Below are 24,913 nucleotides of genomic sequence, written 5' to 3'. Positions count from 1 at the left end.
TTCGCTGGCCCTTGCCGTTTAGCTGCCCGGATATTCCAGTACGGTAATTTGCAGCGTCATCTTGCGATCGTTACGCAAAATATCCACATCAATCGCCGTTCCCGGACGGATTTCCGCCACCTGGTCCATGGTTTCCAGCGCGGAAACCGCAGGCTTATGGTTCACGCTGACGATGACGTCGTTCACCTGCAGGCCTGCTTTCGCCGCCGGCCCGCCCTGCGCCACGTTGGTCACCACAATGCCCTGAACGTGATCGATGCTGCCGTTCTGGCCATGCATTTGCGGAATTTCACGTCCGCTGATGCCGATAAACCCACGGATAACGCGGCCGTCGCGGATAAGCTTGTCCATGATTTTCGCCGCCAGCGCGGTAGGGATGGCAAAACCGATGCCTTCCGGCGTTTCGCCATCGTTGCTTTTATCGAACGACAGCGTGTTAATGCCCATCAGTTCGCCCAGTGAGTTAATCAGCGCGCCGCCGGAGTTGCCTTTATTAATAGAGGCATCGGTTTGCAGGAAGTTCTGATAACGGGAAGGGCTGAGGCCTACGCGGCCGGTCGCGCTGATGATGCCCTGCGTAACCGTCTGGCCAATGTTGTAAGGGTTGCCTATCGCCATCACCAGATCGCCGATATGCGCCACTCGCTTAGGATTAACAGGAATAACCGGCAGGCCGGAAGCGGTGATCTTCAGCACGGCCAGATCGGTCAGGCTGTCCGAGCCTACCAGCATGGCTTCAAAAATTCGGCCATCCTGCAGCGCGACGATAATCTGATCGGCATCGTTAATCACATGCTTGTTGGTCAGGATATAGCCCCGCCCGTCCATAATCACGCCCGAGCCCAGCGTGCGGATTTCCAGGTTATGGGCCGACGCGTTGGCGCTGCGATTATAGACGTTCACCACCGCAGGCGCGGCGCGGCGCACGGCGTCGTTATAGCTGACGGGCTTCTGGCTGGCGCTGTCATCTTTTAGCGTAAAAAAATTATTGCCGATGCGCAGCGCGGGCAGCGCGACCAGCAGCAGGCCCGCTACCACCAGGCCAAGAAGCACTGAACGCATAAGTTTAGGAAACATGGCTTTAACTGATGAATGAATAGACGATGGGCAGGATAACATGAGTCGGGCGGACGCGCAGGTGTCCGCCCGAAGTTTTAGCGTAAAAGCAGGTAGAGGCTTTCACCGTTGCGGATAACATTCAGCGCCAGCAGCGAAGGTTTTGCCGCCAGCTGCTTGCGCAGGTCGGCAAGATTTTCAACGCGTGTGCGGTTAAGTCCGACGATAATATCGTCTTTTTGCAGGCCGAACTGCGCGGCCGGCGTGCCTTTATCGACGCTGTCCACGCTGACGCCTTTGGTGCCGTCTTTCGCCGCGCCGTCGCTCAAGGTCGCGCCCTGTAGCGCAGGGTTCAGCAGCTCTGTGCTGGCGGTTTGGGTGCTGTTATCCAGCTTCACGGTCAGCGTCTGCGGCTTGCCGTCGCGCAACAGGCCTACCTTCACCTCTTTGCCCGGCGCGGTGGTGCCAATTTTCACCCGCAGCGCGGCAAAGCTTTCCACCGGCTTGTCATCCAGCGAGGTAATAATATCGCCCGCTTTGATGCCGGCTTTAGCCGCCGCCGAGCCTGGCAGCACTTCATTGACGAAAGCGCCGCGCTGGGCGTCAACGTTAAAGGCTTTCGCCATCTCCGCCGTCATCTCCGTGCCTTTAATACCCAGCTGGCCGCGTTTCACCTCGCCAAACTCGATCAGCTGCTGCGCCAGATTCATCGCCATATTGCCCGGAATAGCGAAGCCGATACCGATATTGCCGCCGGCAGAAGAGAGAATAGCGGTGTTAATGCCGATCAGTTCGCCGTTAAGATTAACCAGCGCGCCGCCGGAGTTGCCGCGATTGATCGCCGCATCGGTCTGAATAAAGTTTTCCAGCCCTTCCAGATTCAGCCCGCTGCGTCCCAGCGCCGACACGATGCCGGATGTGGCCGTCTGGCCAAGGCCGAACGGATTGCCGATCGCCACCGCGAAGTCGCCGACCTTCAGCTGGTCGGAATCGGCCACTTTCACCTGCGTCAGGCCTTTGGCGCCGCTGACCTGGATCAGCGCGATATCGGTCTGTTCGTCGTGGCCAATAAGCTTAGCGTCAAATTCCCGGCCGTCGCTCAGCTGGACGCTGATTTTATCCGCGCCGTTAACCACATGATTATTGGTAAGGATATAGCCCTTTTCGGCGTTAATGACCACGCCGGACGCCAGGCCTTCAAAAGGCTGGCTGCTGTCGCCGCCGTCCTGACCTTCCTGCCCGAAAAAGCGTTTCAGCTGCTCGGGAATTTCCTGCGTTTGCGTCGGCTGCGTGCCCGCCACGTGGACGCTGACCACCGCAGGCAGCACTTTTTCCAGCATCGGCGCCAGGCTGGGCAGCGGCTGCCCCTGAATTTGTGCCGGCAGCGTGGCCTGCGCCGCCGGAGCTGAACCCATGCTGATACTCAGGGCTAATGCGCTCAACAGTAATGATTTCTTCATCGCTAAGACTCGCAAAAAGTGGGGGAGAGCATCCGGGACGAAGCCAGGACACAAGGGTCAGAAGAGTAAAAAGGGGCGATTAACGCCCCCTTTACCACAGGACGCGTCCGTTCTATTTCTCGTGCGCCGTACGCTCGCCGCGCAGCAGGCCGGTAGCGCTGTCAGGGTAATCACGCGGCATCTGCACCGGCACCTGATCGTTATCCGCTTCCGATTCGGTCAGCTGATAAGCAAACGGATTTTTTTCGCCCGGCAGGTTCGGCAGCAGGTCGTTGGAACCTTTCGCCATATGCTGATAAAGCTGGCGGTAGTCGCGCGCCATATTATCCAGCAGCTCGGCGCTCTGCGCGAAGTGGCTGGTCAGCTCTTCGCGATAATCAGCCAGTTCGGCTTTGGTTTTTTCCAGTTCGTACTGCTGGCTGCGCTGCTCGCGCAGTTTCTTGTTACCAAAACGCATCGCCAGCGCACCGATAATTACTCCCGCTACCAGGCCAATAAGCGCGTATTCCCAGGTCATAATAACTCCCGTGTTGTCTTCATCGTTCCGTAAAAACCTCTGGCCTTATGCCAGTCCGTTAACAGCCACTATAACCGCTAATCTCATGGAAGTGGAATCCTGCGGCTGCATCGCTTAGTGTAGAACGGCCTTTTTTTCGACAATCAATCACCTGACGCACCGAATAATTCAGGGAATGGGAATCTATGCAAACGAAGTCTCCTCTTGCGCTTTACCAACGGGCGCTGGAAAACGGCGAGTATCAACCTGATGATATTCAACGTGAAGCCGTTACCCGCCTGGATGGGATTTATCAGGCGCTGAGCCGGCGCGAACCTGCCGCCGCCGCCCCAACCAAAGGGCTGTTTGGCCGGCTGAATAAGCTAATGGGAAAAGGCAAAAACGAGCCGCAGACGCCTGTTCGCGGCCTCTATATGTGGGGCGGCGTCGGCCGGGGCAAAACCTGGCTGATGGACATGTTTTTTCAGGCAATTCCTGGCGAGCGCAAGCAGCGGCTGCACTTCCATCGCTTTATGTTGCGCGTGCATGAAGAGCTGACGGGCCTTCAGGGCCACAGCGATCCTTTACAGATCGTGGCTGACCGCTTTAAAAGCGAAACGGATCTGCTCTGTTTCGATGAGTTCTTCGTTTCCGATATCACTGATGCCATGCTGCTGGGCACGCTGATGGAGGCGCTGTTCGCCAGAGGGATCACGCTGGTCGCCACCTCTAACATTCCGCCGGACGATCTGTATCGCAACGGCCTGCAGCGGGCACGCTTTCTGCCAGCCATAGAGATGATAAAGCAACACTGTGACGTGATGAATGTGGATGCGGGCATCGACTATCGCCTGCGCACGCTGACGTCTGCCCATCTGTGGATGATGCCGCTGAATGAGGCGACCACGAAAGAGATGGACCGCATGTTTGTTGCGCTGGCCGGCAGCGATCGCAGCGATAAGCCCGTGCTGGAGATCAACCATCGTAAGATGCCGACGCTGGGCGTGGCAGAAGGCGTGGTGGCGATGGATTTCCTGACGCTGTGCGGCGAAGGGCGCAGCCAGCACGACTATATTGAGCTGTCGCGCCGTTTTCACAGCGTGCTGCTGTTTAACGTGCCGGTGATGATCTACAAAACCGAAGACCAGGCGCGACGTTTTTTAGCGTTGGTGGATGAGTTTTACGAACGGCATGTTAAGCTGGTCGTCTCGGCGGAGGCTACGCTGTACGAAATCTATCAGGGCGCGCGGCTGAAGTTTGAATATCAGCGCTGCGTTTCGCGGCTGCAGGAGATGCAAAGCGAAGAGTATCTCCGACTGCCGCACCTGCCATGAGTCGTTAAATTTCCCGGCGTCGGGACGCATTTAATTGTAAAAAGGGGTCGCGCTTTGCGGGCGACTTCTCTATAATCTTGCGACCCCACGTTACAGCAAAGGTTTTTTTCCCAAAACTCTTTGTGTTCCAGTAACTCTATCCGAAGGGGTGGGCTTGCTGGTCGAGATGGTCGTGTGAGCCTCAACCGTTTATTCAAGCGTTTGGGATTTCACCAACGTGTAACTTAATTTGGGTAAGCTTTTAGATGAAAACTTTTACAGCTAAACCAGAATCCGTCCAACGTGACTGGTATGTTGTTGACGCAACGGGCAAAACTTTAGGTCGTTTAGCGACTGAGCTGGCTCGTCGTCTGCGCGGTAAGCATAAAGCGGAATATACTCCGCACGTAGATACCGGTGATTACATTATCGTTCTGAACGCTGACAAAGTTGCTGTAACCGGCAACAAGCGTACCGATAAGATTTACTATCATCACACTGGCCACATCGGTGGTATCAAGCAAGCGACCTTCGAAGAGATGATTGCTCGCCGTCCTGAGCGTGTGATTGAAATCGCGGTTAAAGGCATGCTGCCAAAGGGCCCGCTGGGTCGTGCTATGTACCGTAAACTGAAAGTTTACGCGGGCAACGAGCACAACCATGCGGCACAGCAACCGCAAGTTCTTGACATTTAATCGGGATTACAGGCAATGGCTGAGAATCAAAACTACGGCACTGGTCGCCGCAAAAGCTCTACCGCTCGCGTATTTATCAAGCCGGGCAGTGGTAACATCGTTATCAACCAGCGTTCTCTGGAACAGTACTTCGGTCGCGAAACTGCCCGCATGGTAGTTCGCCAGCCGCTGGAACTGCTGGACCTGGTCGGTAAATTCGATCTGTACGTCACCGTTAAAGGTGGTGGTATTTCTGGTCAGGCTGGTGCGATCCGTCACGGTATCACCCGCGCGCTGATGGAATATGACGAGTCACTGCGTGGCGAACTGCGTAAAGCAGGCTTCGTTACCCGTGATGCCCGTCAGGTTGAACGTAAGAAAGTCGGTCTGCGTAAAGCACGTCGTCGTCCACAGTTCTCCAAGCGTTAATTTATTCTGCGCTTGCAGAATCGATTATCGAAAAACCCGGTGCCTGCACCGGGTTTTTTCTTGCCCGATTTTCGGCCTGGCTCGTAAAAACGCGACGGGCTCCGTCATTTTCCCGTCAAATCCGTATTCCTGCCCCACAAGCTGGCTAAAATCTGGTAAACTGAGTGACACTTTGTGCCTATTAGCCGGGCGGCTGCACAGACGAAGCGTCGTCCGGGTTAGCCGAGGCAATTTAGCCGTCTGGTCGCCGTGTGGCGGGCTTGCGCAGTAATTTTCTGGATAAACTTGGAGGTTTACATGGCTGTCGCTGCCAACAAACGTTCGGTAATGACGCTGTTTTCTGGTCCGACTGACATTTTTAGCCATCAGGTGCGTATTGTGCTGGCGGAGAAGGGTGTCAGCGTAGAGATCGAGCAGGTAGAAATGGATAGCCTGCCCCAGGATCTGATTGACCTCAATCCGTACCGTACCGTTCCTACGTTAGTCGATCGTGAACTGACGCTGTATGAATCCCGCATCATCATGGAATACCTTGATGAGCGTTTCCCGCATCCGCCGCTGATGCCTGTCTACCCGGTCGCACGTGGCGAAAGCCGCCTGATGATGCATCGCGTCGAGCAGGACTGGTACAGCCTGATGCGTAAAGTGGAAAACGGCACGGCGCAGGAAGCGGAAGCCGCGCGCAAGCAGCTGCGCGAAGAACTGTTGGCGATTGCGCCGCTGTTCTCTCGTACGCCTTTCTTTATGAGCGAAGAATTCAGCCTGGTAGACTGCTACCTGGCGCCGCTGCTGTGGCGTCTGCCGCAGATGGGCATCGAGCTGATCGGCGCCGGCTCGAAAGAGCTGAAAGGCTATATGACGCGCGTATTTGAACGTGACTCCTTCCTGGCTTCTCTGACGGAAGCAGAACGGGAAATGCGCCTGCATACGCGGGGCTGATATGGAAATGTCGCAACTTACCGCACGTCGTCCCTATCTGCTGCGAGCCTTTTACGAGTGGCTGCTGGACAACCAGCTGACGCCTCATCTGGTGGTGGATATCAACCTCCCCGGCGTGCTGGTGCCGCTGGAGTATGCACGCGACGGTCAAATCGTGCTGAATATTGCGCCTCGTGCCGTAGGCAATCTGGAGCTGGGTAACGACGAGGTGACGTTTAACGCGCGTTTCGGTGGCGTCCCGCGTCAGGTTTCGGTGCCGCTGGCGGCCGTGATGGCTATCTACGCGCGCGAAAACGGCGCGGGCACGATGTTCGAGCCTGAGCCGGCCTACGAAGAGGCGGGCGAATATAACCCGGCTACGGAGCAGGATGGATCACCGGAAACAGTGATGTCGGTTATTGACGGCGATCGCCCTGACGACAGTGGCCAGGATGATGACGGCAATGACGAGCCGCCGCCGCGTGGCGGACGCCCGGCGCTGCGCGTGGTGAAGTAGACGTAACAGCGAAACCGGCCCCGAACAGGGCCGGTTTTTTTATGCCTGGTAACCAACAATAAAATAAATTTCGCTGCAGCTTTTTCTGAAAATATCCTCTTTTTTATCTTGTTAAGAAACGATTATTCAGGAAATAAGTTACAGTAGTTTCCTTAATTACTCTTTTCTGTGTTCCTTATGTGTTATCGCTTTTATTCTTCAATTGATCATTATCAAAAAACAGCAATAAAAATTATTTCCTTTAATTAACATTATTGAAATAGACGGAAAGGTTAATTATTGTTTATGTTTTCTGACTGACTCACTGTCAGGTGATTTGTGGCGCGCTAAGGAATACAGCGAATGGAAATAGCCGTAAGCGTAGTTATACCCACCTATAACCGAGAAGCTTTGCTGAATAAAACGCTACAGGCGCTGACGCGGCAAACGCTGGATAAACGCTTTTTTGAAGTTATCGTCGTGGATGACGGCGGTAGCGATAATTCCTGTCAGCTTTGTCAGGACTATCAGGACTGCCTGAATATTCGCTATTACTGGCAGTACGACAACGGTTTTCGCGCGGGAAAGGCGCGGAATATCGGTATTACGGCGGCGGAAGGGGACTATATCGTGCTGATTGATTCCGGCGTGCTGCTGCGGCAGGACGCGCTGGAAAAGCACCTCGGCATTCATCGGAAAAGCCGCACGCCGGGCGTCTGCATCGGCTACGTCTACGGTTTTGAAATGCCGGACGCCATGCTGGCCGATCTGGATGCTTTTATTCGTGCAGAGGATGTCGGCGCTTCCGTAAACTTTTTTAAAGAGATGAAGGCAGAAGATATTCGGCAACAGCAGTATAACGAGCTGGGCTATAATATTTCTTCCTGGCCCGCGCCCTTTGATATTTTCTGGACGTGCCACGTCTCGGCGGAGCGCCAGGCGCTGATAAAAGCCGGGCTGTTTGATGAGGATTTTAACGGTTGGGGCGGTGAAGATGTGGATTTAGGCGTGCGGCTGTTTTTACAAAATAACCGATTTATCGTTGACCGGGAAATATGTTCGGTACACTGCCCGCATCAAAAACAGATTGCGGACCATAAAAACGAATCGGAAATTGCCGGCAAGAAAATTCACCAGAAATATCAGCTCTGGCAGACCGCTTTTTACGGCTGCGATCTGGGCGAAAGCAAGTTTTCGCTAAATAAAGTTATCCGCCACTATGCCGATCAAAACCGGGAAGAAAACGATGCCTTTATACGAAAATATCTCTATCACGCCTGAATCGACCGCTTTTAAACACTGTTCTTCGGTAGCTAAAGGAGTGAGTTTCTCTGGCGAACCTGATATTACGCTTACCTGGATAAAAGATAAAACGTACCACAAAGACTATATCGATCTGGCGGATTTTTCCCGCTGCATTTCGCTGGGCGAGGGCGCTTATCTGGAATCGCTGGACCGGGTAGCCTTTCACTGCGGGCGGGTTAAGCTGACGGTGGTGAAGCGTAACGGCTTTGAGGCGGGGAAAATTATTATCGGTGCCGGCTGCGTGCTGCAGGGAACCGCCATTATCGCCTGGCAGAACGTGACGGTTGAGGATCATGTAACCTTTGGGCCAGGCGTCACGCTGATGGACAGCAGCGGTCATCCGCTGCTTGCTCGCGGGACGGACGACGAGGCGGCGAGAACGCCCGTCAGGCCGGTACTGATCAAGGAACACAGCTGGATCGGCATGAATGCCATTATTCTGCCTGGCGTCACGGTGGGGCGACATGCGGTGATTGGCGCGGGCAGCGTGGTAAGAACCAGCGTCCCGGACTACGCGGTTGCAGCAGGTAATCCCGCTGTCGTGGTGAGATATCTTACGGAAGAGCAGAAAGAAACGGCTGGCTGAGCGGCTGCCCAGCCAGCCGTGAAGATCAATAAACGTCGCGCAGGTAGCGTTTCTCTTTCTTCAGCTGATCGATATAGTCCGCCGCGCGCTCTGCCGACAGGCCGCCGAACTGGGCAATAACCTCGTACAGCGCTTTATCCACATCTTTGGCCATTCGTGACGCATCGCCGCAGACGTAAAAACAGGCGCCTTCCTGTAGCCACGTATACAGCTCCGCGCCCTGTTCCATCATACGGTTCTGCACGTAGATTTTTTTCGCCTGATCGCGCGAGAAGGCCAGATCCAGACGGTTCAACACGCCTTTTTCCTGCCAGTTCAGCAGCTCGTCGCGATAGATAAAGTCATGCTCAAGGCGCTGGTCGCCGAAGAACAGCCAGTTCTTTCCTTTAGCACCGGTTGCCTCACGCTCCTGCAAAAAGGCGCGGAAGGGCGCGATGCCTGTGCCGGGGCCAACCATAATCAGCGGCGTATTGCCGTCTGCGGGAACGCGAAAAGCTTTGTTAGGCGAAATAAAGATCGATGGTTTTTCGCCGCGACCCACGCGTTCCGCCAGATAGGTGGAACAGACGCCGCTGCGCGCGCGACCCGCGCTGTGATAGCGCACCGAAGCGATAGTGAGATGCACCTGGTTTGGATGCGCCTTCGAGCTGGACGAGATGGAATAGGCGCGATGCTGCAACGGACGCAGCAGCGCCACAAACTCAGGAATGCCGATGGAACGCGCCAGCTCCAGCTGCAGCAGATCCAGCGAATCTTTGCCCCACAGCCAGACGCCCATGGCATCTTTATCGTCATGCTGCAGCACGTGACGCAGCTCCTGGTTGGTGGTGTTCTGGCCTACCCACTCAATCAGCTTGCGTGAAGGTTCGGAAATTTCAAACTGATAGGTCAGCAGATCGCCCAGGCTGCGGTCATAGCCGGATACCGGCGTATCGTAGTCTGCCTTCAGCTGTGCCAGCAGCAGGCTAACCAGCGTCGGGTCGTTAACCGGGATAACGCCCAGCGCATCGCCCGCTTCATATTTCAGGCCGCTATCGGTGAGATCGAACTCATAGTGGCGGATATCTTTATCAGAATCCGGCCCCGACAGGCGTCGGTTGGTAACCAGCGCGGCCGCATAAGGATTCTGCTTGTTGCTGCCCGGAATAACCGGCGCTTCGGGACGGTTTTCCAGCGCTTTGCCGCTGCTGCCCGCGCTGGCGGCAAACTGCGGCATAGAGGCGGTCAGCCACTGGTGCGAAGGCTCTTCATAGTCAATATCGCAGTCAATGCGATCGTAAAGACGCTTCGCGCCCAGCTGCTCCAGACGCATATCGATAAATTTACCCGCCTGGCAGAAGCCGTCATAACCGGTATCGCCAATAGCCAGCACGGCGAAGTTCATCTGCTCAAGACGCGGCGCGGTGCTGGCGGAGATAGCCTGCCAGAACAGCTGGGCGTTATCCGGCATTTCGCCTTCGCCATAGGTTGAGGTGATCACCAGCACGTGCCGCATCGAGGCGAAAATCTCAATGTCCACTTCGCCCAGCGCCTGTACCACCGGCACCAGCCCGCTGTCGCGGGCGGCTTTCGCCGCGCTCTGCGCCAGCGCTTCCGCATTGCCGGTTTGCGAGCCGAACAGAATATGCAGCTGCGTGGTGGCCGCCGCGCCGGTGCCGCTGTCGGCCTGCGGGCGCTCTTCCAGCACCAGCAGACGTGAATGTAATCCGGCAAGGAAACCCGCCAGCCAGTATTTCTGCTCGCCGTTAAACGGCGCGTCTTCAGGAATGTAAGGAATTTTCATCTGTTTTCTTTACTCGATCCGTCATATAAACAGGAGCCGGTCGTCAGGAGAGTTTCCCGACGGCAGCAGCAATCTCCGGCAGCGCGGCGCGGGCGAACAGCTCCTCAAAGTCCGGCAGTCCTCCCAGCACTTCGCGGTTGCGCGCATCCTGATAGATAATCCAGCCATAGGTTGCCAGGCTATCCATCGAGCGGATATTGCGCTGCGTCAGCGCCGCTTTGTAATCCGCCATGCGTTTGGCGGCAATCAGACAGGCCAGCTCGTCATCGCTGTAGTTTTCAATTGCCGAGCGCGCATGACGCTGTAGCTTGCTGACCAGCGCGAAATCTTCCGTCATCAGCAGGTTGCGTACCGCTTTTTCCACGGCGACGTTATTCACCGAGGTGCCTTTCGGCAGGCGTGAAAGTGCGAGCTGTTGCGCAAAGCTGAGCACGGTGTAGTTGTTCAGCAGGACAAACATCTCCGGCGTATCGGTCGCGCCGTAAGCGGGTACCGCGCCGTTGGCGATAGCGGATTTGTTCCGCCAGGCGGCTTTAAACTTCGCCACCTGGTGGGCGGCCATCGCGGTAGACAGCTCTTCCAGCAGATCCTTACGCGCTTTCGCCTTGAGGATTTCCTTGCTGTCCTGATAAAGCAGCAGCGAACGCGGCATCACGTAGACAAAGTGCTGGCACTCGGTTTCCCAGTGCGCCAGCAGCCAGGCCGCACGCGGCGAACCGGTCGCCGCAAGATGCCAGCGCAGCATGGTCAGCACCGCATCTTTGTGGGTTCTGGCCATCTCGTCGTTATCCGTGATGGAGCCGAACAGCACGGAGTCGCCTGCCGCATGGCTCGCCAGCTTGCGGTACGGGTCGTACTGATAAGCGAAGCCGCCGCTCATGCCGTTGCCGAAGCCGGTGCCGAAGGTGCCCAGGTTCAGCACCGCGCCGTTGGTCATATATTCGCAGCAGAAATCGCCCACGCCTTCGACTACCGCCGTGGCGCCGGAGTTACGCACGGCGAAGCGGTCGCCCGCCTGGCCCTGGACGAACAGTCGGCCGCCGGTGGCGCCGAACAGCGCGAAGTTACCGATTAATACGTTGCCTTCCGCATCCTGCGAGCCGCCGCCTGGCGACATCACCACGATTTCGCCGCCGCACTGGCCTTTGCCCACGCCGTCGTTACAGGTGCCGCGATGGCGCAGCTGCATGCCGTCGTTGCAGAAGACGCCGTAGGACTGCCCGGCCGAGCCGGACGTGGCGATCTTCACCGTTTCCGGCGCCAGATAGTGGCGGCCCCGATCGTCGGCCAGCGCGGCAGGCATCGCCGCCAGTTCCGCTTTGCTCAGCTTATGGTTCAGCAGGCGTTCGATATCGATAGCCAGCTGGCCGCCGACGCTTTTGTTGCGGTTGTTCAGCGTGATGCCGTTGCCCAGTTCGATAACGCTTGCCGTTGCCAGCGCGCGCTCTACCTGCGCGATCCAGCCATCGTCCAGCTCGTAATCTTTTTCCAGATAGACCGGCTGCATGATTTTGATTTCCGGCACCACGGTAAGCATGGCGCGCAGATCCAGCTTGCCGACTTCAAGCGGGTGATCCATCAGGTGCAGCAGATCGGAACGGCCGCGCGCTTCGCGCAGCGAACGCAGGCCAAGACGCGCCAGGATCTCACGCACTTCATGCGCCACGTTCATAAAATACTGCGCCAGCTGGCGAGGATCGCCGTCAAAGGCTTCGGCGTTGGTGGTCAGACCGGCCGGGCATTTCACGTTGCAGTTTTTCGCCATTACGCACTTCAGCATCATCAGCGCCGTGGTGCCGAATTCGAAGCTGTCGCTGCCCAACAGCGCGGATTTCACCACGTCGCTGCCGGTTTGCTGCGCGCCGGAGCTGCGGAGCAGCACTTTGTCACGCAGGCCGTTGGCGCACAGCGCCTGATGCACTTCCGCGATGCCGATTTCCGCCACGCGGCCGGTATATTTCAGGCTGGTGACCGAAGCCGCGCCGGTGCCGCCGGTGTTGCCCGCCACGTTAATCACGTCCGCGCCCGCTTTCGCCACGCCGACGGCGATGGTGCCGATGCCTTCAGACGACACCAGCTTGACGATAACGCGCACGCGCGCCGCTTTACAGTCGTGGATCAGCTGCGCCAAATCCTCGATGGAATAGGTGTCATGGTGTGGCGGCGGCGAAACCAGCTCCACGCCAGGCGTGCCGCCGCGCGCTGCCGCGATCTCCACGGTGACTTTGGCCGCAGGCAGCTGACCGCCTTCGCCGGGCTTGGCGCCCTGGCCGATTTTGATTTCCAGCTCTTCCAGCATCGGATCCGCCAGATAGGCTGCCCAAACGCCGAAACGACCGGAGGCCAGCTGCTTGATGCGCGAAGCGCGGATAGTGCCGTGACGCGAATAGTGCTCGCCGCCTTCGCCGCAGTTGCTCATGCCGCCGACCATATTGGTGCCGTGCGCCACCGCCTCATGGGCCGGGGCCACCAGCGCGCCGTGGCTCATTGCGCCGGAAGCAAAGGTGCGGGTGATTTCGCTGGCCGGCTGCACTTCGCTTAACGGCAGCGAAGGCGACGTGGTAAACATACGCGACAGATAGTCCGCCGCTTTGCCGCTGGCAATAATATGCAGACCGTTCGCCGTGACTTCACCGCTGGCGATCTCGTCGGCGAAACGGCCTTTCAGCGCGCCCAGCAGGGCGGAAAGACGTTCCACCTCGGTTTTCAGCCCCTTGATGGTGTCGGAAAGCCGCAGCGTAAAGCGGCCTTCGCTGCCGTCAGTGGCTTCGCACAGCAGGCCGCGCACGGCAAACCCGTTGTTGATCAGCGAGTAACGGCCCAGCTTGCGCGAAAACTCCGCTTCGCTGTCCACGTGGGTCAGATCCGCCGGGAAGGTCAGGATATCGCGCAGCGCCGCCGGACGACGTTTACGCTCTTCCTGCATCTGGCTGGAGAACTCACGGTAGTCCTGCGTGATGGTAAAGCTGTCGATGGTCGCATTCGGGATACGCTTAAAGCTGCTGTCGGCGAAGGAGTCCGGCTTGATATTAAAAGCGTTATCCAGACGGGCCAGCGTCAGCAGACGAATAAACTCATCTTCTTCACGCGGCTTGTCGACAAAGCGCAGCGGCTGCTCCGTCATATCGATAAACGTCCGCACCGCGATAGTGCCGTAAGAGTGACCCGCGCCTTCGGCACGCTCTTTAAACAGGCCCAGCAGCGGCACCTCTGATTCGCCCTGAATTCTCAGCGCGCTCTGGTGCCAGTCCACGGCCATTTGCGCGATAGTGGCGAAGCCCGCGCCGCCGACCGGCGTTTTGATATTCGGGAAATATTTCTTCAGCACCCGATCTTCCGTATCCAGGAAGTTAGGCTCGAAGAATTCGCCGCAGCTGTAGCTTTCAACCGTACAGAGGCCAACCTTGCCCATGGTTTTCATCAGCGCTTTTTCAGCCGCTTTGGCATAGCGCTTAAAGGCTTTGTTGCCTTCTTCGCCTTCGCCATATTTCTCCTCGGCGCGCATTTGCACGCCAAGTGGATAGATAGCGGACGCGCCAAAGCCCAGCGCGGCGGCGATATGGTGCGAAGAGATGCTCTGTCCGCTCTCGACCACCAGCGACACGTCCAGACGCAGGCCTTCCTGCACCAGACGCTGGTTAATGGCGGAAACCACCAGCAGCATCGGTATGGCGGCGCGCTCGCTCGAGATATGACGGTCGGTCAGCACCGCGATCCCGCCCTGTTCGCGGGCAAAATCCACCACCTGCTGCGCCAGATCGTCAATGGCCTGCTCCAGCGCGGCGGCGTTATCGGCACGGCTTTGCGCATCGCTGCCCACGACCGGACGATAAAGCATATCGAAACGGGCGTATGGCGCCACGTCCTGCTCGCGCAGCTGCAACATATCCAGATGCGTCAGGATCGGCGTCGGCACGATAATCTGCCGGCCTTTGCTGCGGCCCAGATGCGGCTTGGCGCCCAGCGCGACGCGCAGCGTCATGCCGTCCACTTCGCGGATGGAGTCCAGCGGCGGGTTGGTTACCTGCGCAAAACGCTGCGAGAAGTAGTGCGCCATGCCGCCTTCATGATCGGAAAGCCCGTTGATGGCGTTGCCGTAGCCCATGGCGGAAATTTTCTCCGCGCCGGTCGCCAGCATCGGATCCATCATGAACTTGAAGCTTTCCTGGTTGTAGTAGTAGGCCACAAAGCGCTGATAGGTTTTCAGGTCGCCGCCGTAGCGTAAAGGCGAACCCTGAATTTCCGCCGGCACCACCGGCAGATCGCTCAGCGTTACGCGCGCCTGCGCCAGCAGCGTCGGATAATCTTTTTCCGCCGCCAGTTTTTCCAGCGCCTCCAGCGTGGTGTAGCTGCGCTTTTCGCTGTGATCGTAATAGAGCATCCCGCCCGCTTCGATACGGCCGCGACGCAGCACGCTCTCCGGCGGGAAGGCGATCTGGCCGGCTTCGGACATCGCGCCGATATACTCGGCGGTTTCCACCGAGCGCAGCGGTCGCAGGCCAAGACGATCCAGACGCGCACCGATGACGTCGCCGTTGCCGAAAATCAGCGCGGCCGGGCCGTCGTTTTTCTCTTCGTACAGCGAGAAATACTCCAGCATGGCGCGCACTTCCGGCGACAGCGTATCGTCGTTTTCCCACGCGGGCGGCATCATTGAAACCACGGCGTTGATTAAATCGAGGTTATCTTCCATCAGACGGCTGTGGATGCTTTGATCCAGACGCGAGCTGTCGGACTGCCCCTTCGGCCGGACGATCTTCTTGCCGCGAGCCAGCGCCAGCGCGGCTTCGGCGATGCGGTTTTTACGATCGGTGTTCAGCTCGCCGTTGTGCGCCATCAGGCGGAACGGCTGAGCCATCGTGGTATGCGGATCGGTATTGGTCGAGAAACGGGTATGGAAAAACAGGCCGCGCACCTGGTGATCAGGATCGGTCAGATCTTTGAAATAGGGGATCACTTCATTGGAGTTCAGGCGCGCTTTGAACACCTGGGTACGTGACGAAAGAGAAAGCGGGTAAAGCCCGCCGAATTCGCTTTCGGTAAAGGCGCGCGCTTCGATAGCCAGCAGGGCGCGATAAATACGTTTTTCAAAGGCGGTCTGGTCTGCCACATCGGCAGGCGCGTTAAAAATCCACTGAACGATAGGCAGCTGGAACTGAAGGGCGGCCGGACGCAATACGCTGGTATCCAGCGGCAGCTCGCGCTTAAGGATCACCTCCAGCCCGTGTGCGGCCAGCGTCTCCTCTACCAGCCCTTCGGCGTTGGCGCGCAGCGCATCGTCTTTCGGCACGAAAAAGTTACCGACGCCAAAGCGACCGGAATTGAGCGGCATGCCGGTAATTTTGCGGAAAAAGTGCAGTGAAATATCAACGTTAACACCTGCGCCGTCGCCTACGCCCTCGGCAGACATGCCGCCGCGATGCGGCACGGTGCAGAGCGCGCTGTGCGCCATCTGAAGAATTTCATGGGTCTGCTCGCCGTCCTTACGGGTAATGAAACCGACGCCGCAGCTGTCGTTTTCTTTCGATGGGTCATACAGACCATAGGGAAACGCTTTTGGATTGGACATGGCAGACCTCCTGACTTCTTTGACATTACCTACGTTATTTCAGGCACAGAATGCAATGGAGAAGACTCCCCTGGCTCTGTATCGTTTTTTTCCTGACTGCTTTTAAGTGGGCGACTGTGCGCCGGGCATGTTCTCTTCAGGCCATGCTGAAGGGAGCTGCTCGTTATTTTCCGGGTCTCTGAGAGGAGAAAGCCTGGGGAGTCTTCTTGCTGCATAGATATGCCGAGACACTGGCCCGTCAGGAACGCTTCCAGCGAAATTCCAACTTATCGGGAAAGCGTACTCAGGTCAAATAGCGCGCTTAGGGGGGCTTTGTGGAGGTATCTTTTAGGTAAGTTATTGTTTTTATATATTTTATACCGATTTTTTCTGTGTATAGTTTCGTCATTTACCCCCCAGGAAGTGTGAACTGTCTCACTGTAGTGCAGGGCGCAAATCTCTGCACCATGCTGGTGCTGGGGGTATTGCCAGCAGAAAATGCTAATAAAGTAGCCTTAATCATTGAAAGCGGCTGTTTTTAACGGGGAGGCTTATTTGAATTAAACCCCCGTGCATCATTAGTAAAATTAATCAGGCTGGTTTTGATTGCATCCACGTTTAATGTGAATTTTTATTCATTGCGATTCAGGCGAAAGCGCGGCGGCAGGCGCTTATCGCTATGAATTGCAAAAACGGATAATGCACTTAAGGCAAAACGGGCTATGCACAGGTTAAACATCACTTTTCGCGTACCGATGGTGCTCAACCGCGTATACCCTGTACCGCTGTTACAAAGTCTGTTGGTAACCAAAGTCAACGGCCGCGCGGGTCGCGGTCACGCTTAATAGCGCAAAACAGCGGCGGTGTTCGCCAGACGGTCATGCTTTCCCAGCGCTAAATGGCGGCAGGCTTAGCGGATGGCCGGAGACGATACTGACCTGTCTTTTGACAGGCGCGCGGAACGTCAATTGTGGCATTGCTTTCAGGCTGCACCGCAGTGGTGCAGCCTGCGCAGGGGGCCGTGACCTTTGTCTTTTAAGCTTTTGCGGTATGATTGACGGTATTGCTCTCGAAGGGACCTTTTATGAAACAAATTCGTCTGTTAGCCCAGTACTACGTCGATTTAATGGTGAAGCTGGGGCTGGTGCGTTTTTCTTTGCTGCTGGCTTCTGCGCTGGTGGTGCTGGCAATGATCGTGCAGATGGCGGTCACGATGGTGCTGCGCGGACATGTAGAAAGCATCGATATGGTTCGCTCGGTCTTTTTCGGGTTGTTGATAACGCCATGGGCCGTCTATTTCCTGTCGGTGGTGGTTGAGCAGCTGGAGGAGTCGCGGCAGCGCCTGGCGCGCCTGGTGGATAAGCTTGAAGAGATGCGCCATCGCGATCTGGAGCTAAACCAGCAGATGAAGGAGAACATTACCCAGCTTAATCAGGAGATCGCCGATCGTATCAAGGCGGAAAAAGCGCGCCTGCAGGTGATGGACAAACTGACGGAAGAGATGACCAGGCGCGAGCAGGCGCAGATTGAGCTGGAGCAGCAGTCTTCTTTCCTGCGTTCGTTTCTGGACGCCTCGCCCGATCTGGTGTTCTACCGCAATATCGATCAGCAGTTTTCCGGCTGCAACCGGGCCATGGAGCTGCTGACGGGCAAAAGCGAGAAGCAGCTTATCGGCCTGACGCCGCACGATGTCTACGATCGTGATGCCGCCACCAAAGTGCTGGAAACGGACGAGAAGGTCTTTCGCCACAATGTTTCGCTGACCTACGAGCAGTGGCTGCAGTATCCCGATGGGCGCAAGGCCTGCTTTGAGATCCGTAAAGTGCCTTATTACGACCGCGTAGGTAAACGCAGCGGGCTGATGGGCTTTGGACGCGATATAACCGAGCGTAAACGCTATCAGGACGCTTTAGAGAACGCGAGCAGGGAAAAGACCACCTTTATCTCTACGATCAGCCACGAGCTTCGTACGCCGCTTAACGGCATCGTCGGTCTGAGCCGTATCCTGCTGGATACCGAGCTGAATCCGGAGCAGTTGAAATACCTGAAAACCATCCACGTCTCGGCCATCACGCTGGGCAATATTTTCAATGACGTTATCGAAATGGATAAGATCGAGCGCCGCAAGGTGCAGCTGGATAACCAGCCGGTTGATTTTACCGGCTTCCTGGCGGATCTGGAGAATCTCTCCGGCCTGCTGGCCCAGCCGAAAGGACTGAAGTTCGTGCTCGACGCCCATCCGCCGCTGCCGCATAAAATTATCACCGACGGCACGCGGCTGCGTCAGATCCTGTGGAACCTGATCGGTAACGCAGTGAAATTTACCCAGCAGGGCAGCATTATCGTGCGGGTGGCCTATCAGGGCGAGGATTGTCTGCGCTTTGAGGTGGAAGATTCCGGCATGGGGATCCCGCAGGATGAGCAGGACAAAATCTTCGCCATGTATTATCAGGTGAAAGATCAGCATGGCGGCAAACCGGCGACCGGCACCGGCATTGGGCTGGCGGTTTCGCGTCGTCTGGCGCAGAGCATGGGCGGAGATATCAGCGTGCGCAGCGCGCCCGGTAAGGGCTCCTGCTTTACGCTGACGGTTAATGCGCCGCGCGTCGTGACGCAGCATGAGGCCGAGCAGCCTGCGGACGATATGCCGCTACCGGCGCTGCACGTCCTGCTGGTTGAGGATATCGAGCTGAACGTGGTCGTAGCGCGTTCGGTACTGGAGAAGCTGGGCAACAGCGTTGAAGTGGCCATGACGGGCGCAGAAGCGCTGACGATGTTCGATCCCGAAGAGTTTGACCTGGTGCTGCTGGATATTCAGCTGCCGGATATGACCGGCCTTGACGTGGCGAGGGAAATCCATCGGCGCTACGGCCATCAACAGCTGCCGCCGCTGGTGGCGCTCACCGCTAACGTGCTTAAAGATAAAAAAGAGTATCTGGACGCGGGCATGGACGACGTGCTGAGTAAACCGCTGGCGGTACCGGCGCTGACCGCCATTATCCAGAAGTACTGGGACTACCAGGAGCAGGAGGACGAGCCGGCGGAAGCTTCTCACTCTGACGCGCCCGTGCTGCTGGATATCACCATGCTGGAGCAGTATATCGAGCTGGTTGGGCCGCAGCTGATTGTGCAGAGTCTGGAAATGTTTGAAAAGATGATGCCAGGTTATCTGGAAGTATTGGATTTGAACATGACCGCGCGCGATCAAAAAGGCATTGCGGAAGAAGGGCACAAGATCAAGGGCGCGGCGGGATCGGTTGGTCTGGTCCATTTACAGCAGCTGGCGAAACAGATCCAAAGCCCTGAGCTACCGGCGTGGTGGGACAATGTGCAGGAGTGGATTGACGAGCTGAAACACGAGTGGCGTAACGACGTTGCGGTACTGCGGGAATGGGTATCAAAGGCCCAAAAAAAATGACCCCGACCGAGGCCGGGGTGCGCGAATACTGCGCCAACACCAGGGAAACTTGAGGCCTACGCTGTTCTTAAAGTAAGAGTATCGAAGCGCAGGCGCGGTATTGGGTAAAACGCTCAGGAACTACCTTAGCAAAACTCCCATCACATGTTACAAGATTCATTAAAATGTGTGATGTGGAGCAGCGTTTCCAGACAGAAAACATTAATTTGATGATACAGTCAAGCACGGAATGAATTTATTCGCGATCTTGCGCAAAAATTGTACAATTGTGCCAGTTTTTGTCCGGTTTTGATTGACGTATTCAGGTAACCGGTTCCATTGATCGCTAGCAGTGATGCTAAAAGAATTTCACCTCGCCTGGCAAATATTTAACTCCATGTAAAACATGTTCTTTTTGTGAGATTGGTGTCTCTCTTGTGAAACCGCACGGTACAACAAAATGGAAAGTGATATTGGAAGGAATTAACGATTAATAAACATGTTTTTATCGTAATCCTTTTAACTTAAGGCGCAATTTTCGCTCACCAACCGAAAAGCATAACCTGGGCCCACAGCCATTCTGAGGGGCCTTTAAGATAAAATTAGCAAAAGCTAACTCACGCAATTTATAAGGTTCATGAATGAATTGGCTGGCATTGCGCGGACGGACCGCGTTGATTGTTTCTTCATCGCTACAGGTTCGTTTACGGCATGGAACCGATTCCGAATGCGCGGAAGTGATTGAAGCACTTAATACATTTACAAAGTGCTTCAAGTTGTAAGCGCATGCAAACGTTTACATTAAGTCAAATGCGTTGCGCCCCGCATCGCTTTTTTACATTGTACGAACGGGTTCCTATTACAGGAATTCATAAGATCATTATGGATAAATGTTAATGAAGCAGCGCAAAAACACCAGCGGACAGCGGCTAAAAACCTGGGCGTTACGAGTGACGATCGGCCTGGCCGGGATCGCGATCGCCGGGATCCTACTTTTTTCTTTTTTGCCCGTACCTTTCTCTGCCGTGATGGCAGAAAGGCAGATTGGCGCCTGGCTGAGCGGCGATTTCCGTTATGTCGCGCATTCAGACTGGGTAGAGATGAAAAATATCTCTCCCTGGATGCCGCTGGCGGTTATCGCCTCAGAGGATCAAAAATTTCCCGACCACTGGGGATTTGACGTACAGGCGATCCAGTCGGTGCTGGATGGTGAAGAGACCCGCATGCGCGGCGCTTCTACGCTATCGCAGCAGACCGCAAAGAACGTTTTTTTATGGGACGGGCGCAGCTGGATACGTAAGGGACTGGAAGCGGGCCTGACGGTTGCGATCGAAACCGTGTGGACAAAACGGCGCATTTTGACGGTCTATCTGAACGTAGCGGAGTTCGGCGAGGGCGTATTTGGCGTGGAAGCGGCATCGCAACGCTATTTTCATAAGCCCGCCAGTCGCCTGACAATGGCGGAAGCGGCATTGCTGGCGGCCGTGTTGCCGAACCCGATCCGTTTTCGCGCCGACGCGCCGTCAGCCTATGTGCGCCAGCGGCAGCAGTGGATCTTACGCCAGATGCGCCAGCTGGGCGGAGAAGGCTTTCTGAACGCGCATAAGCTACGCTGACAGAAAGGTGGCCTGAAAGAAAGAACCGTGCTCAGAGGCGCATAAGTGTGTGCAGAGCATCACGAGCAAGGACAGCGCTCAGGGGCGTAATAAGCCACGCCGAGAGGAAAAGGTACGCTTGAGGGTCAAGAACCGCGCTCAGGGGCGCTGAGCGCGTCTGAGCGGCTGATTAATCCTCGTCGAAGCCGGCGTTAAAGAGTTCGATCACCGCCGCCAGCGCTTTTTCTTCTTCCGGCCCGCTGGCTTCAATCTCAATCTGTCCGCCTTTCGCCGAATCCAGCATCAGCAGTGCAATAACGCTGCTGGCTTCCGCTTCCGTGCCGCTCTCGTTGCGCAGCAGCACCTCGGCATCAAAGCTTTGCACCAGTTCAAACAGCTTCATCGCCGGTCTGGCGTGCATACCCAGCTTGTTTTTGATCTCAACCACTTGTTTAACGGTCATGATTTGCGCTTTTCCAGAGTACGATGACGGGACTGCACGTTCTTGCCGCGCGAGCGGAAATAGTCAGCAAGCTGTTCGGCAATATAAACCGAGCGATGCTTGCCGCCGGTACAGCCAATCGCCACGGTAAGATAGCTGCGGTTGTTGGTTTCCAGCATCGGTAGCCAGAGTTCAAGATAGCTGCGCGTCTGATAGATAAAATTGTGCACTTCGGTATGACGATCCAGGAAAGCGGCCACCGGACGATCCAGCCCCGTCATCGGCCGCAATTTCGGATCCCAGTGCGGGTTCGGCAGAAAGCGGACGTCGAACACGTAATCGGCATCGATCGGAATACCGTGCTTGAAGCCGAAGGATTCAAACACCATCGTCAGTTCACGTTCCCGCTTGCCTAACAGGCGCGTGCGCAGCATTTCGGCCAGCTCGTGCACCGACATCTCGGAGGTATCGACGATCAGATCCGCACGCGAGCGCAGCGGCTCCAGCAGATCGCTCTCTTCATCGATGGCGCTTTCCAGCGAAAGATTTTTACTGGAAAGCGGATGCAGGCGTCGGGTATCGCTGTAGCGCCGGATCAGCGTATTGCGATCGGCATCCAGGAACAGCAGCTGCGGCGAAAAGCTGTCGGGCAGGCCGGTCAGCGCTTTCTCAAAGATTTCCGGCGACTCTGGCATATTGCGCACGTCAATACTGACGGCCGCCGAGATGTTACGATCCGCCAGTGACCTGGCCAGCTCCGGCAGCAGCACCACGGGCAGATTATCCACGCAGTAGAAGCCCATATCCTCCAGCGCCCTCAACGCGACGGACTTACCGGAACCAGAACGCCCGCTGACGATCATCAGCACCATGACTTATTCTCCTGATTTGAAGCCTTTCCAAAGGGACGGGGAACTTCCCTGTGCATACGCTCGGGCCGACAGACCGGCCCACTAAAGGCTTAAGAGGCGGCTTGTGGTTCCTCTGCCATGATAGCAAACAGCTCTTCATCGCTTTGCGCAGCGCGCAGTCGGCGGCAGACCGTTTTATCGGCCAGACGTTTTGCGACCAGCGAGAGCGTGTGCAGATGCGTTTTACACTGATCGGCAGGCACCAGCAGGGCGAAAAGCAGATCGACCGGTTGATTATCGATAGCGTCGAAGGCTACCGGCTGATCGAGACGGATAAACACGCCTACCGCGCGCAGCGTATCTTCCACCAGCTTGCCGTGTGGGATCGCGATGCCGTTACCTATGCCGGTACTGCCCATACGTTCACGCGTCAGGATCGCTTCAAAGATCGTCTGATGCGGCAGATTAAGCTGTTTGGCCGCCAGCTCGCTGATAATCTCCAGCGCCCGCTTTTTGCTCTGGCAGTGCACGCCGTTGCGGGTACAGGAAAGGCTCAGGACCGAGCTCAGTTCCAGTGTCAGGTCATTGTTCATCATAGGTTCACTTAGGTATTCACTTCCGCCTGGCAAAACGGCGCTGCCCGATCGTTCGGCAGGCCATCAGTCGAATGCATTATGCCCGTTGATTAACGGCCCGCCTTCTGCAATCAGAAGACGAGCCGGTTAGTTTACACCACATTCTTATCAGATAAGGGTGGCGAAAAAATAATCAATGCTGCAAGGGTAATTAATGCTGCTTCAGCTTGTCTTTATGTTTATTCAGCTGGCGTGTCAGCTTGTCAATCAGGCCGTCAATCGCCGCATACATATCTTTTTCTTCCGAGGTGGCGTGCAACTCACCACCGCTGACGTGCAGCGTCGCATCGGCGACCTGCGTCACCTTTTCCACCTTCAACACAATATAAACCTGCCCGATACGGTCAGTGTATTGCTCCAGCTTGGCGAATTTAGCCACCACGAATTCACGTAAAGGCTCGGTAATTTCAACATTCTGCCCGGTAATATTGAGTTGCATAAGCTCTTCCTTATCTGTTCGTTCAGACCAGCTGCTTGCGCTGATTTGAGGGCGGGATGGATAAAGACTCTCGGTACTTCGCGACGGTGCGGCGGGCCACGATGATCCCCTGGTCGGAGAGCAGGGTGGTCAGCTTGCTGTCGCTAAGAGGCTTGGCGGGATTCTCCGCCGAGATCAATTTCTTCACCAGCGCGCGAATGGCCGTGGAAGAGGCTTCGCCGCCGCTTTCGGTGTTCACGTGACTGGAGAAGAAATATTTCAGTTCAAAAATACCGCGTGGGCTGTGCAGGTATTTTTGCGTGGTAACGCGTGAAATCGTCGATTCGTGCATCTCTACGGCGGAGGCGATATCCGCCAGCACCATAGGACGCATAAATTCTTCACCCTGCTCGAAGAAAGCCTGCTGCTGGTCGACGATGCAGCGCGTGACCTTCAGTAGCGTATCGTTGCGGCTCTCCAGACTTTTTATCAGCCAGCGGGCTTCCTGCAAATTGCTGCGAATAAACTGGCTGTCGCTGTCGCTGCGAGAGCTGCCGCCCAGCGAAGCATAGTGCTGGTTAATCTTCAGGCGCGGCACGCTGTCGGCATTCAGTTCCACCACCCAGCGGGCGCCGATTTTACGCACCAGCACGTCCGGGATGACATATTCCGGTTCGCTGGTATTAATCGACTGGCCGGGACGCGGGTCAAGCGACTGGATTAGCTGCATGGCGTTTTTCAGCACGTCCTCTTTCAGCCGCGTGACGCGCATCAGGCTGCGGAAGTCGTGGTTAGCCAGCAGATCCAGATGGTCGCTGACAATAAGCCTGGCCTCTTTCAGCCAGGGCGTGTCATCCACGAACTGCGACAGCTGCACCAGCAGGCAGTCGCGCAGATCGCGTGCGCAGACGCCGATCGGATCGAACCGCTGAACGCGCTTCAGTACCGCTTCGACTTCTTCCGCAGAAAGCTCTTCGTTGCCGATACTCTCCTGGATCTCCTGAAGAGAAACGGTCAGATAGCCGGTCGGATCCACGGCGTCGACAATGGCGGTGGCGATGGCGCGATCGGTATCGGTAAAAGGCGTCAGCTCTACCTGCCACATCAGGTAGTCCTGCAACGACTGGGTGGTTTCGCCCTGATAAACAGGCAGCTCGTCGTCGTGGTAGTCGGTGCCGGTGCCCGACGGCGTGCCGGCGGTGTAGATTTCGTCCCAGGTGGCGTCGAGCGGCAGCTCTTCCGGCATATCTTTTTGTTCCAGCGCCTCGCGGGTATCCAGCGCCTCTTTTTCCTGATATTCGCGGCTGTCGACTTCTTCGTGAAGATCGGTTTGTTCAAGCAGCGGGTTGCTTTCCAGCGCCAGCTGAATTTCCTGCTGGAGTTCAAGCGTAGAGAGTTGCAGCAGACGTATCGCCTGCTGCAGTTGTGGCGTCATGGCAAGCTGTTGGCTAAGCCTGAGCTGCAAACCTTGCTTCATATTCAGGATACTTATTCCTTAAAAATCTTGACCG

19 protein-coding genes are annotated in these 24,913 nt (G+C 56.3%); 9 read left to right on the top strand and 10 right to left on the bottom strand.

Annotated features, from left to right (window positions below; translation table 11 throughout):
- Nucleotides 1–18: 18 nt before the first annotated feature.
- From degS to zapG, 3 genes are all read right to left on the bottom strand, one after another.
- Complete coding sequence (gene degS / locus ACMGEE_RS10395; RefSeq protein ID WP_253457837.1) at nt 19–1,077, bottom strand: outer membrane-stress sensor serine endopeptidase DegS; 1,059 nt, start codon at nt 1,075–1,077, stop codon at nt 19–21.
- Nucleotides 1,078–1,154: 77 nt separating this feature from the next.
- The gene (degQ, locus tag ACMGEE_RS10390; RefSeq protein ID WP_253457839.1) at nt 1,155–2,516 is read right to left on the bottom strand and encodes a serine endoprotease DegQ; all 1,362 of its coding nucleotides are present in this window, start codon (nt 2,514–2,516) and stop codon (nt 1,155–1,157) included.
- Between the two features lie 112 nt (nt 2,517–2,628).
- Entirely contained in the window at nt 2,629–3,033 is a 405-nt protein-coding gene (zapG, locus tag ACMGEE_RS10385) for a Z-ring associated protein ZapG (RefSeq protein WP_125287071.1), read from the bottom strand.
- A 185-nt stretch (nt 3,034–3,218) separates the two neighbouring features.
- Between zapG and zapE the strand changes: the two genes are divergently transcribed.
- From zapE to ACMGEE_RS10350, 7 genes are all read left to right on the top strand, one after another.
- A complete protein-coding gene (gene zapE, locus ACMGEE_RS10380; protein WP_369896361.1) occupies nt 3,219–4,346 on the top strand; it encodes a cell division protein ZapE in 1,128 nt (375 codons plus the stop codon).
- 245 nt (nt 4,347–4,591) lie between these two features.
- Nucleotides 4,592–5,020, top strand: coding sequence for a 50S ribosomal protein L13 (gene rplM, locus ACMGEE_RS10375; RefSeq protein WP_125287073.1), 429 nt, complete (start codon nt 4,592–4,594; stop codon nt 5,018–5,020).
- Nucleotides 5,021–5,035: 15 nt separating this feature from the next.
- Nucleotides 5,036–5,428 carry a 30S ribosomal protein S9 gene (gene rpsI / locus ACMGEE_RS10370; RefSeq protein ID WP_125287074.1) on the top strand — a complete coding sequence of 131 codons (393 nt, stop codon included), beginning with the start codon at nt 5,036–5,038 and terminating at the stop codon, nt 5,426–5,428.
- A 297-nt stretch (nt 5,429–5,725) separates the two neighbouring features.
- A complete protein-coding gene (gene sspA, locus ACMGEE_RS10365; RefSeq protein WP_125287075.1) occupies nt 5,726–6,367 on the top strand; it encodes a stringent starvation protein SspA in 642 nt (213 codons plus the stop codon).
- A 1-nt stretch (nt 6,368) separates the two neighbouring features.
- Nucleotides 6,369–6,863 (top strand): ClpXP protease specificity-enhancing factor, encoded by a 495-nt coding sequence (gene sspB, locus ACMGEE_RS10360; protein WP_125287076.1) that lies wholly within the window; start codon nt 6,369–6,371, stop codon nt 6,861–6,863.
- Between the two features lie 342 nt (nt 6,864–7,205).
- On the top strand, nt 7,206–8,123 hold the full coding sequence (locus tag ACMGEE_RS10355) for a glycosyltransferase (protein WP_436829998.1): 918 nt from the start codon (nt 7,206–7,208) through the stop codon (nt 8,121–8,123).
- Nucleotides 8,089–8,733, top strand: coding sequence for an acyltransferase (locus ACMGEE_RS10350; protein ID WP_436829997.1), 645 nt, complete (start codon nt 8,089–8,091; stop codon nt 8,731–8,733). The genes ACMGEE_RS10355 and ACMGEE_RS10350 overlap by 35 nt, the downstream gene beginning before the upstream one ends.
- Nucleotides 8,734–8,758: 25 nt before the next feature.
- Here ACMGEE_RS10350 and ACMGEE_RS10345 read toward each other — a convergent pair whose 3' ends face one another.
- Together ACMGEE_RS10345 and ACMGEE_RS10340 are read right to left on the bottom strand one after the other, a co-directional pair.
- Nucleotides 8,759–10,516, bottom strand: a complete 1,758-nt coding sequence (locus ACMGEE_RS10345; RefSeq protein ID WP_436829996.1) for a sulfite reductase subunit alpha — start codon at nt 10,514–10,516, stop codon at nt 8,759–8,761.
- Between the two features lie 43 nt (nt 10,517–10,559).
- Entirely contained in the window at nt 10,560–16,085 is a 5,526-nt protein-coding gene (locus ACMGEE_RS10340; RefSeq protein ID WP_436829995.1) for a glutamate synthase-related protein, read from the bottom strand.
- 1,063 nt (nt 16,086–17,148) lie between these two features.
- On the opposite strand from ACMGEE_RS10340, the gene arcB reads away from it, so the two are divergent.
- Nucleotides 17,149–19,482: an aerobic respiration two-component sensor histidine kinase ArcB gene (arcB, locus tag ACMGEE_RS10335; protein WP_253457859.1), complete on the top strand. Its 2,334-nt coding sequence runs from the start codon at nt 17,149–17,151 to the stop codon at nt 19,480–19,482.
- Between the two features lie 875 nt (nt 19,483–20,357).
- Nucleotides 20,358–21,077 (top strand): monofunctional biosynthetic peptidoglycan transglycosylase, encoded by a 720-nt coding sequence (gene mtgA / locus ACMGEE_RS10330; RefSeq protein ID WP_253457862.1) that lies wholly within the window; start codon nt 20,358–20,360, stop codon nt 21,075–21,077.
- A 169-nt stretch (nt 21,078–21,246) separates the two neighbouring features.
- Here the strand turns inward: mtgA and npr are convergent, their stop codons facing one another.
- The 5 genes from npr to rpoN form a co-directional block, all read right to left on the bottom strand.
- Nucleotides 21,247–21,519, bottom strand: a complete 273-nt coding sequence (gene npr / locus ACMGEE_RS10325) for a PTS phosphocarrier protein NPr (protein ID WP_125287082.1) — start codon at nt 21,517–21,519, stop codon at nt 21,247–21,249.
- On the bottom strand, nt 21,516–22,370 hold the full coding sequence (gene rapZ / locus ACMGEE_RS10320; protein ID WP_125287083.1) for an RNase adapter RapZ: 855 nt from the start codon (nt 22,368–22,370) through the stop codon (nt 21,516–21,518). The genes npr and rapZ overlap by 4 nt, the downstream gene beginning before the upstream one ends.
- Nucleotides 22,371–22,459: 89 nt before the next feature.
- Nucleotides 22,460–22,942 carry a PTS IIA-like nitrogen regulatory protein PtsN gene (gene ptsN / locus ACMGEE_RS10315; RefSeq protein WP_199746329.1) on the bottom strand — a complete coding sequence of 161 codons (483 nt, stop codon included), beginning with the start codon at nt 22,940–22,942 and terminating at the stop codon, nt 22,460–22,462.
- A gap of 193 nt (nt 22,943–23,135) precedes the next feature.
- A complete protein-coding gene (hpf, locus tag ACMGEE_RS10310; RefSeq protein ID WP_125287085.1) occupies nt 23,136–23,423 on the bottom strand; it encodes a ribosome hibernation promoting factor in 288 nt (95 codons plus the stop codon).
- A 22-nt stretch (nt 23,424–23,445) separates the two neighbouring features.
- On the bottom strand, nt 23,446–24,879 hold the full coding sequence (gene rpoN / locus ACMGEE_RS10305) for an RNA polymerase factor sigma-54 (RefSeq protein ID WP_253457865.1): 1,434 nt from the start codon (nt 24,877–24,879) through the stop codon (nt 23,446–23,448).
- Nucleotides 24,880–24,913 lie beyond the last annotated feature (34 nt).

The sequence above is a fragment of the Erwinia artemisiae genome (assembly GCF_051400835.1).
GTDB lineage: Bacteria > Pseudomonadota > Gammaproteobacteria > Enterobacterales > Enterobacteriaceae > Erwinia > Erwinia aeris.
Note: the sequence above shows the minus strand (reverse complement) of the source record. Positions and strands in the feature narration are given on the sequence as shown.

What these genes read in the sequence shown, in the direction of transcription:
- ACMGEE_RS10340 (WP_436829995.1), bottom strand. Translation starts at nt 16,085, where the DNA reads ATGTCCAATCCAAAAGCGTTTCCCTATGGTCTGTATGACCCATCGAAA.
- rapZ (WP_125287083.1), bottom strand. Translation starts at nt 22,370, where the DNA reads ATGGTGCTGATGATCGTCAGCGGGCGTTCTGGTTCCGGTAAGTCCGTC.
- degQ (WP_253457839.1), bottom strand. Translation starts at nt 2,516, where the DNA reads ATGAAGAAATCATTACTGTTGAGCGCATTAGCCCTGAGTATCAGCATG.
- ACMGEE_RS10345 (WP_436829996.1), bottom strand. Translation starts at nt 10,516, where the DNA reads ATGAAAATTCCTTACATTCCTGAAGACGCGCCGTTTAACGGCGAGCAG.
- arcB (WP_253457859.1), top strand. Translation starts at nt 17,149, where the DNA reads ATGAAACAAATTCGTCTGTTAGCCCAGTACTACGTCGATTTAATGGTG.
- hpf (WP_125287085.1), bottom strand. Translation starts at nt 23,423, where the DNA reads ATGCAACTCAATATTACCGGGCAGAATGTTGAAATTACCGAGCCTTTA.
- rpoN (WP_253457865.1), bottom strand. Translation starts at nt 24,879, where the DNA reads ATGAAGCAAGGTTTGCAGCTCAGGCTTAGCCAACAGCTTGCCATGACG.
- zapG (WP_125287071.1), bottom strand. Translation starts at nt 3,033, where the DNA reads ATGACCTGGGAATACGCGCTTATTGGCCTGGTAGCGGGAGTAATTATC.
- npr (WP_125287082.1), bottom strand. Translation starts at nt 21,519, where the DNA reads ATGACCGTTAAACAAGTGGTTGAGATCAAAAACAAGCTGGGTATGCAC.
- rpsI (WP_125287074.1), top strand. Translation starts at nt 5,036, where the DNA reads ATGGCTGAGAATCAAAACTACGGCACTGGTCGCCGCAAAAGCTCTACC.
- ACMGEE_RS10350 (WP_436829997.1), top strand. Translation starts at nt 8,089, where the DNA reads ATGCCTTTATACGAAAATATCTCTATCACGCCTGAATCGACCGCTTTT.
- zapE (WP_369896361.1), top strand. Translation starts at nt 3,219, where the DNA reads ATGCAAACGAAGTCTCCTCTTGCGCTTTACCAACGGGCGCTGGAAAAC.
- ACMGEE_RS10355 (WP_436829998.1), top strand. Translation starts at nt 7,206, where the DNA reads ATGGAAATAGCCGTAAGCGTAGTTATACCCACCTATAACCGAGAAGCT.
- mtgA (WP_253457862.1), top strand. Translation starts at nt 20,358, where the DNA reads ATGAAGCAGCGCAAAAACACCAGCGGACAGCGGCTAAAAACCTGGGCG.
- sspA (WP_125287075.1), top strand. Translation starts at nt 5,726, where the DNA reads ATGGCTGTCGCTGCCAACAAACGTTCGGTAATGACGCTGTTTTCTGGT.
- rplM (WP_125287073.1), top strand. Translation starts at nt 4,592, where the DNA reads ATGAAAACTTTTACAGCTAAACCAGAATCCGTCCAACGTGACTGGTAT.
- degS (WP_253457837.1), bottom strand. Translation starts at nt 1,077, where the DNA reads ATGTTTCCTAAACTTATGCGTTCAGTGCTTCTTGGCCTGGTGGTAGCG.
- ptsN (WP_199746329.1), bottom strand. Translation starts at nt 22,942, where the DNA reads ATGAACAATGACCTGACACTGGAACTGAGCTCGGTCCTGAGCCTTTCC.
- sspB (WP_125287076.1), top strand. Translation starts at nt 6,369, where the DNA reads ATGGAAATGTCGCAACTTACCGCACGTCGTCCCTATCTGCTGCGAGCC.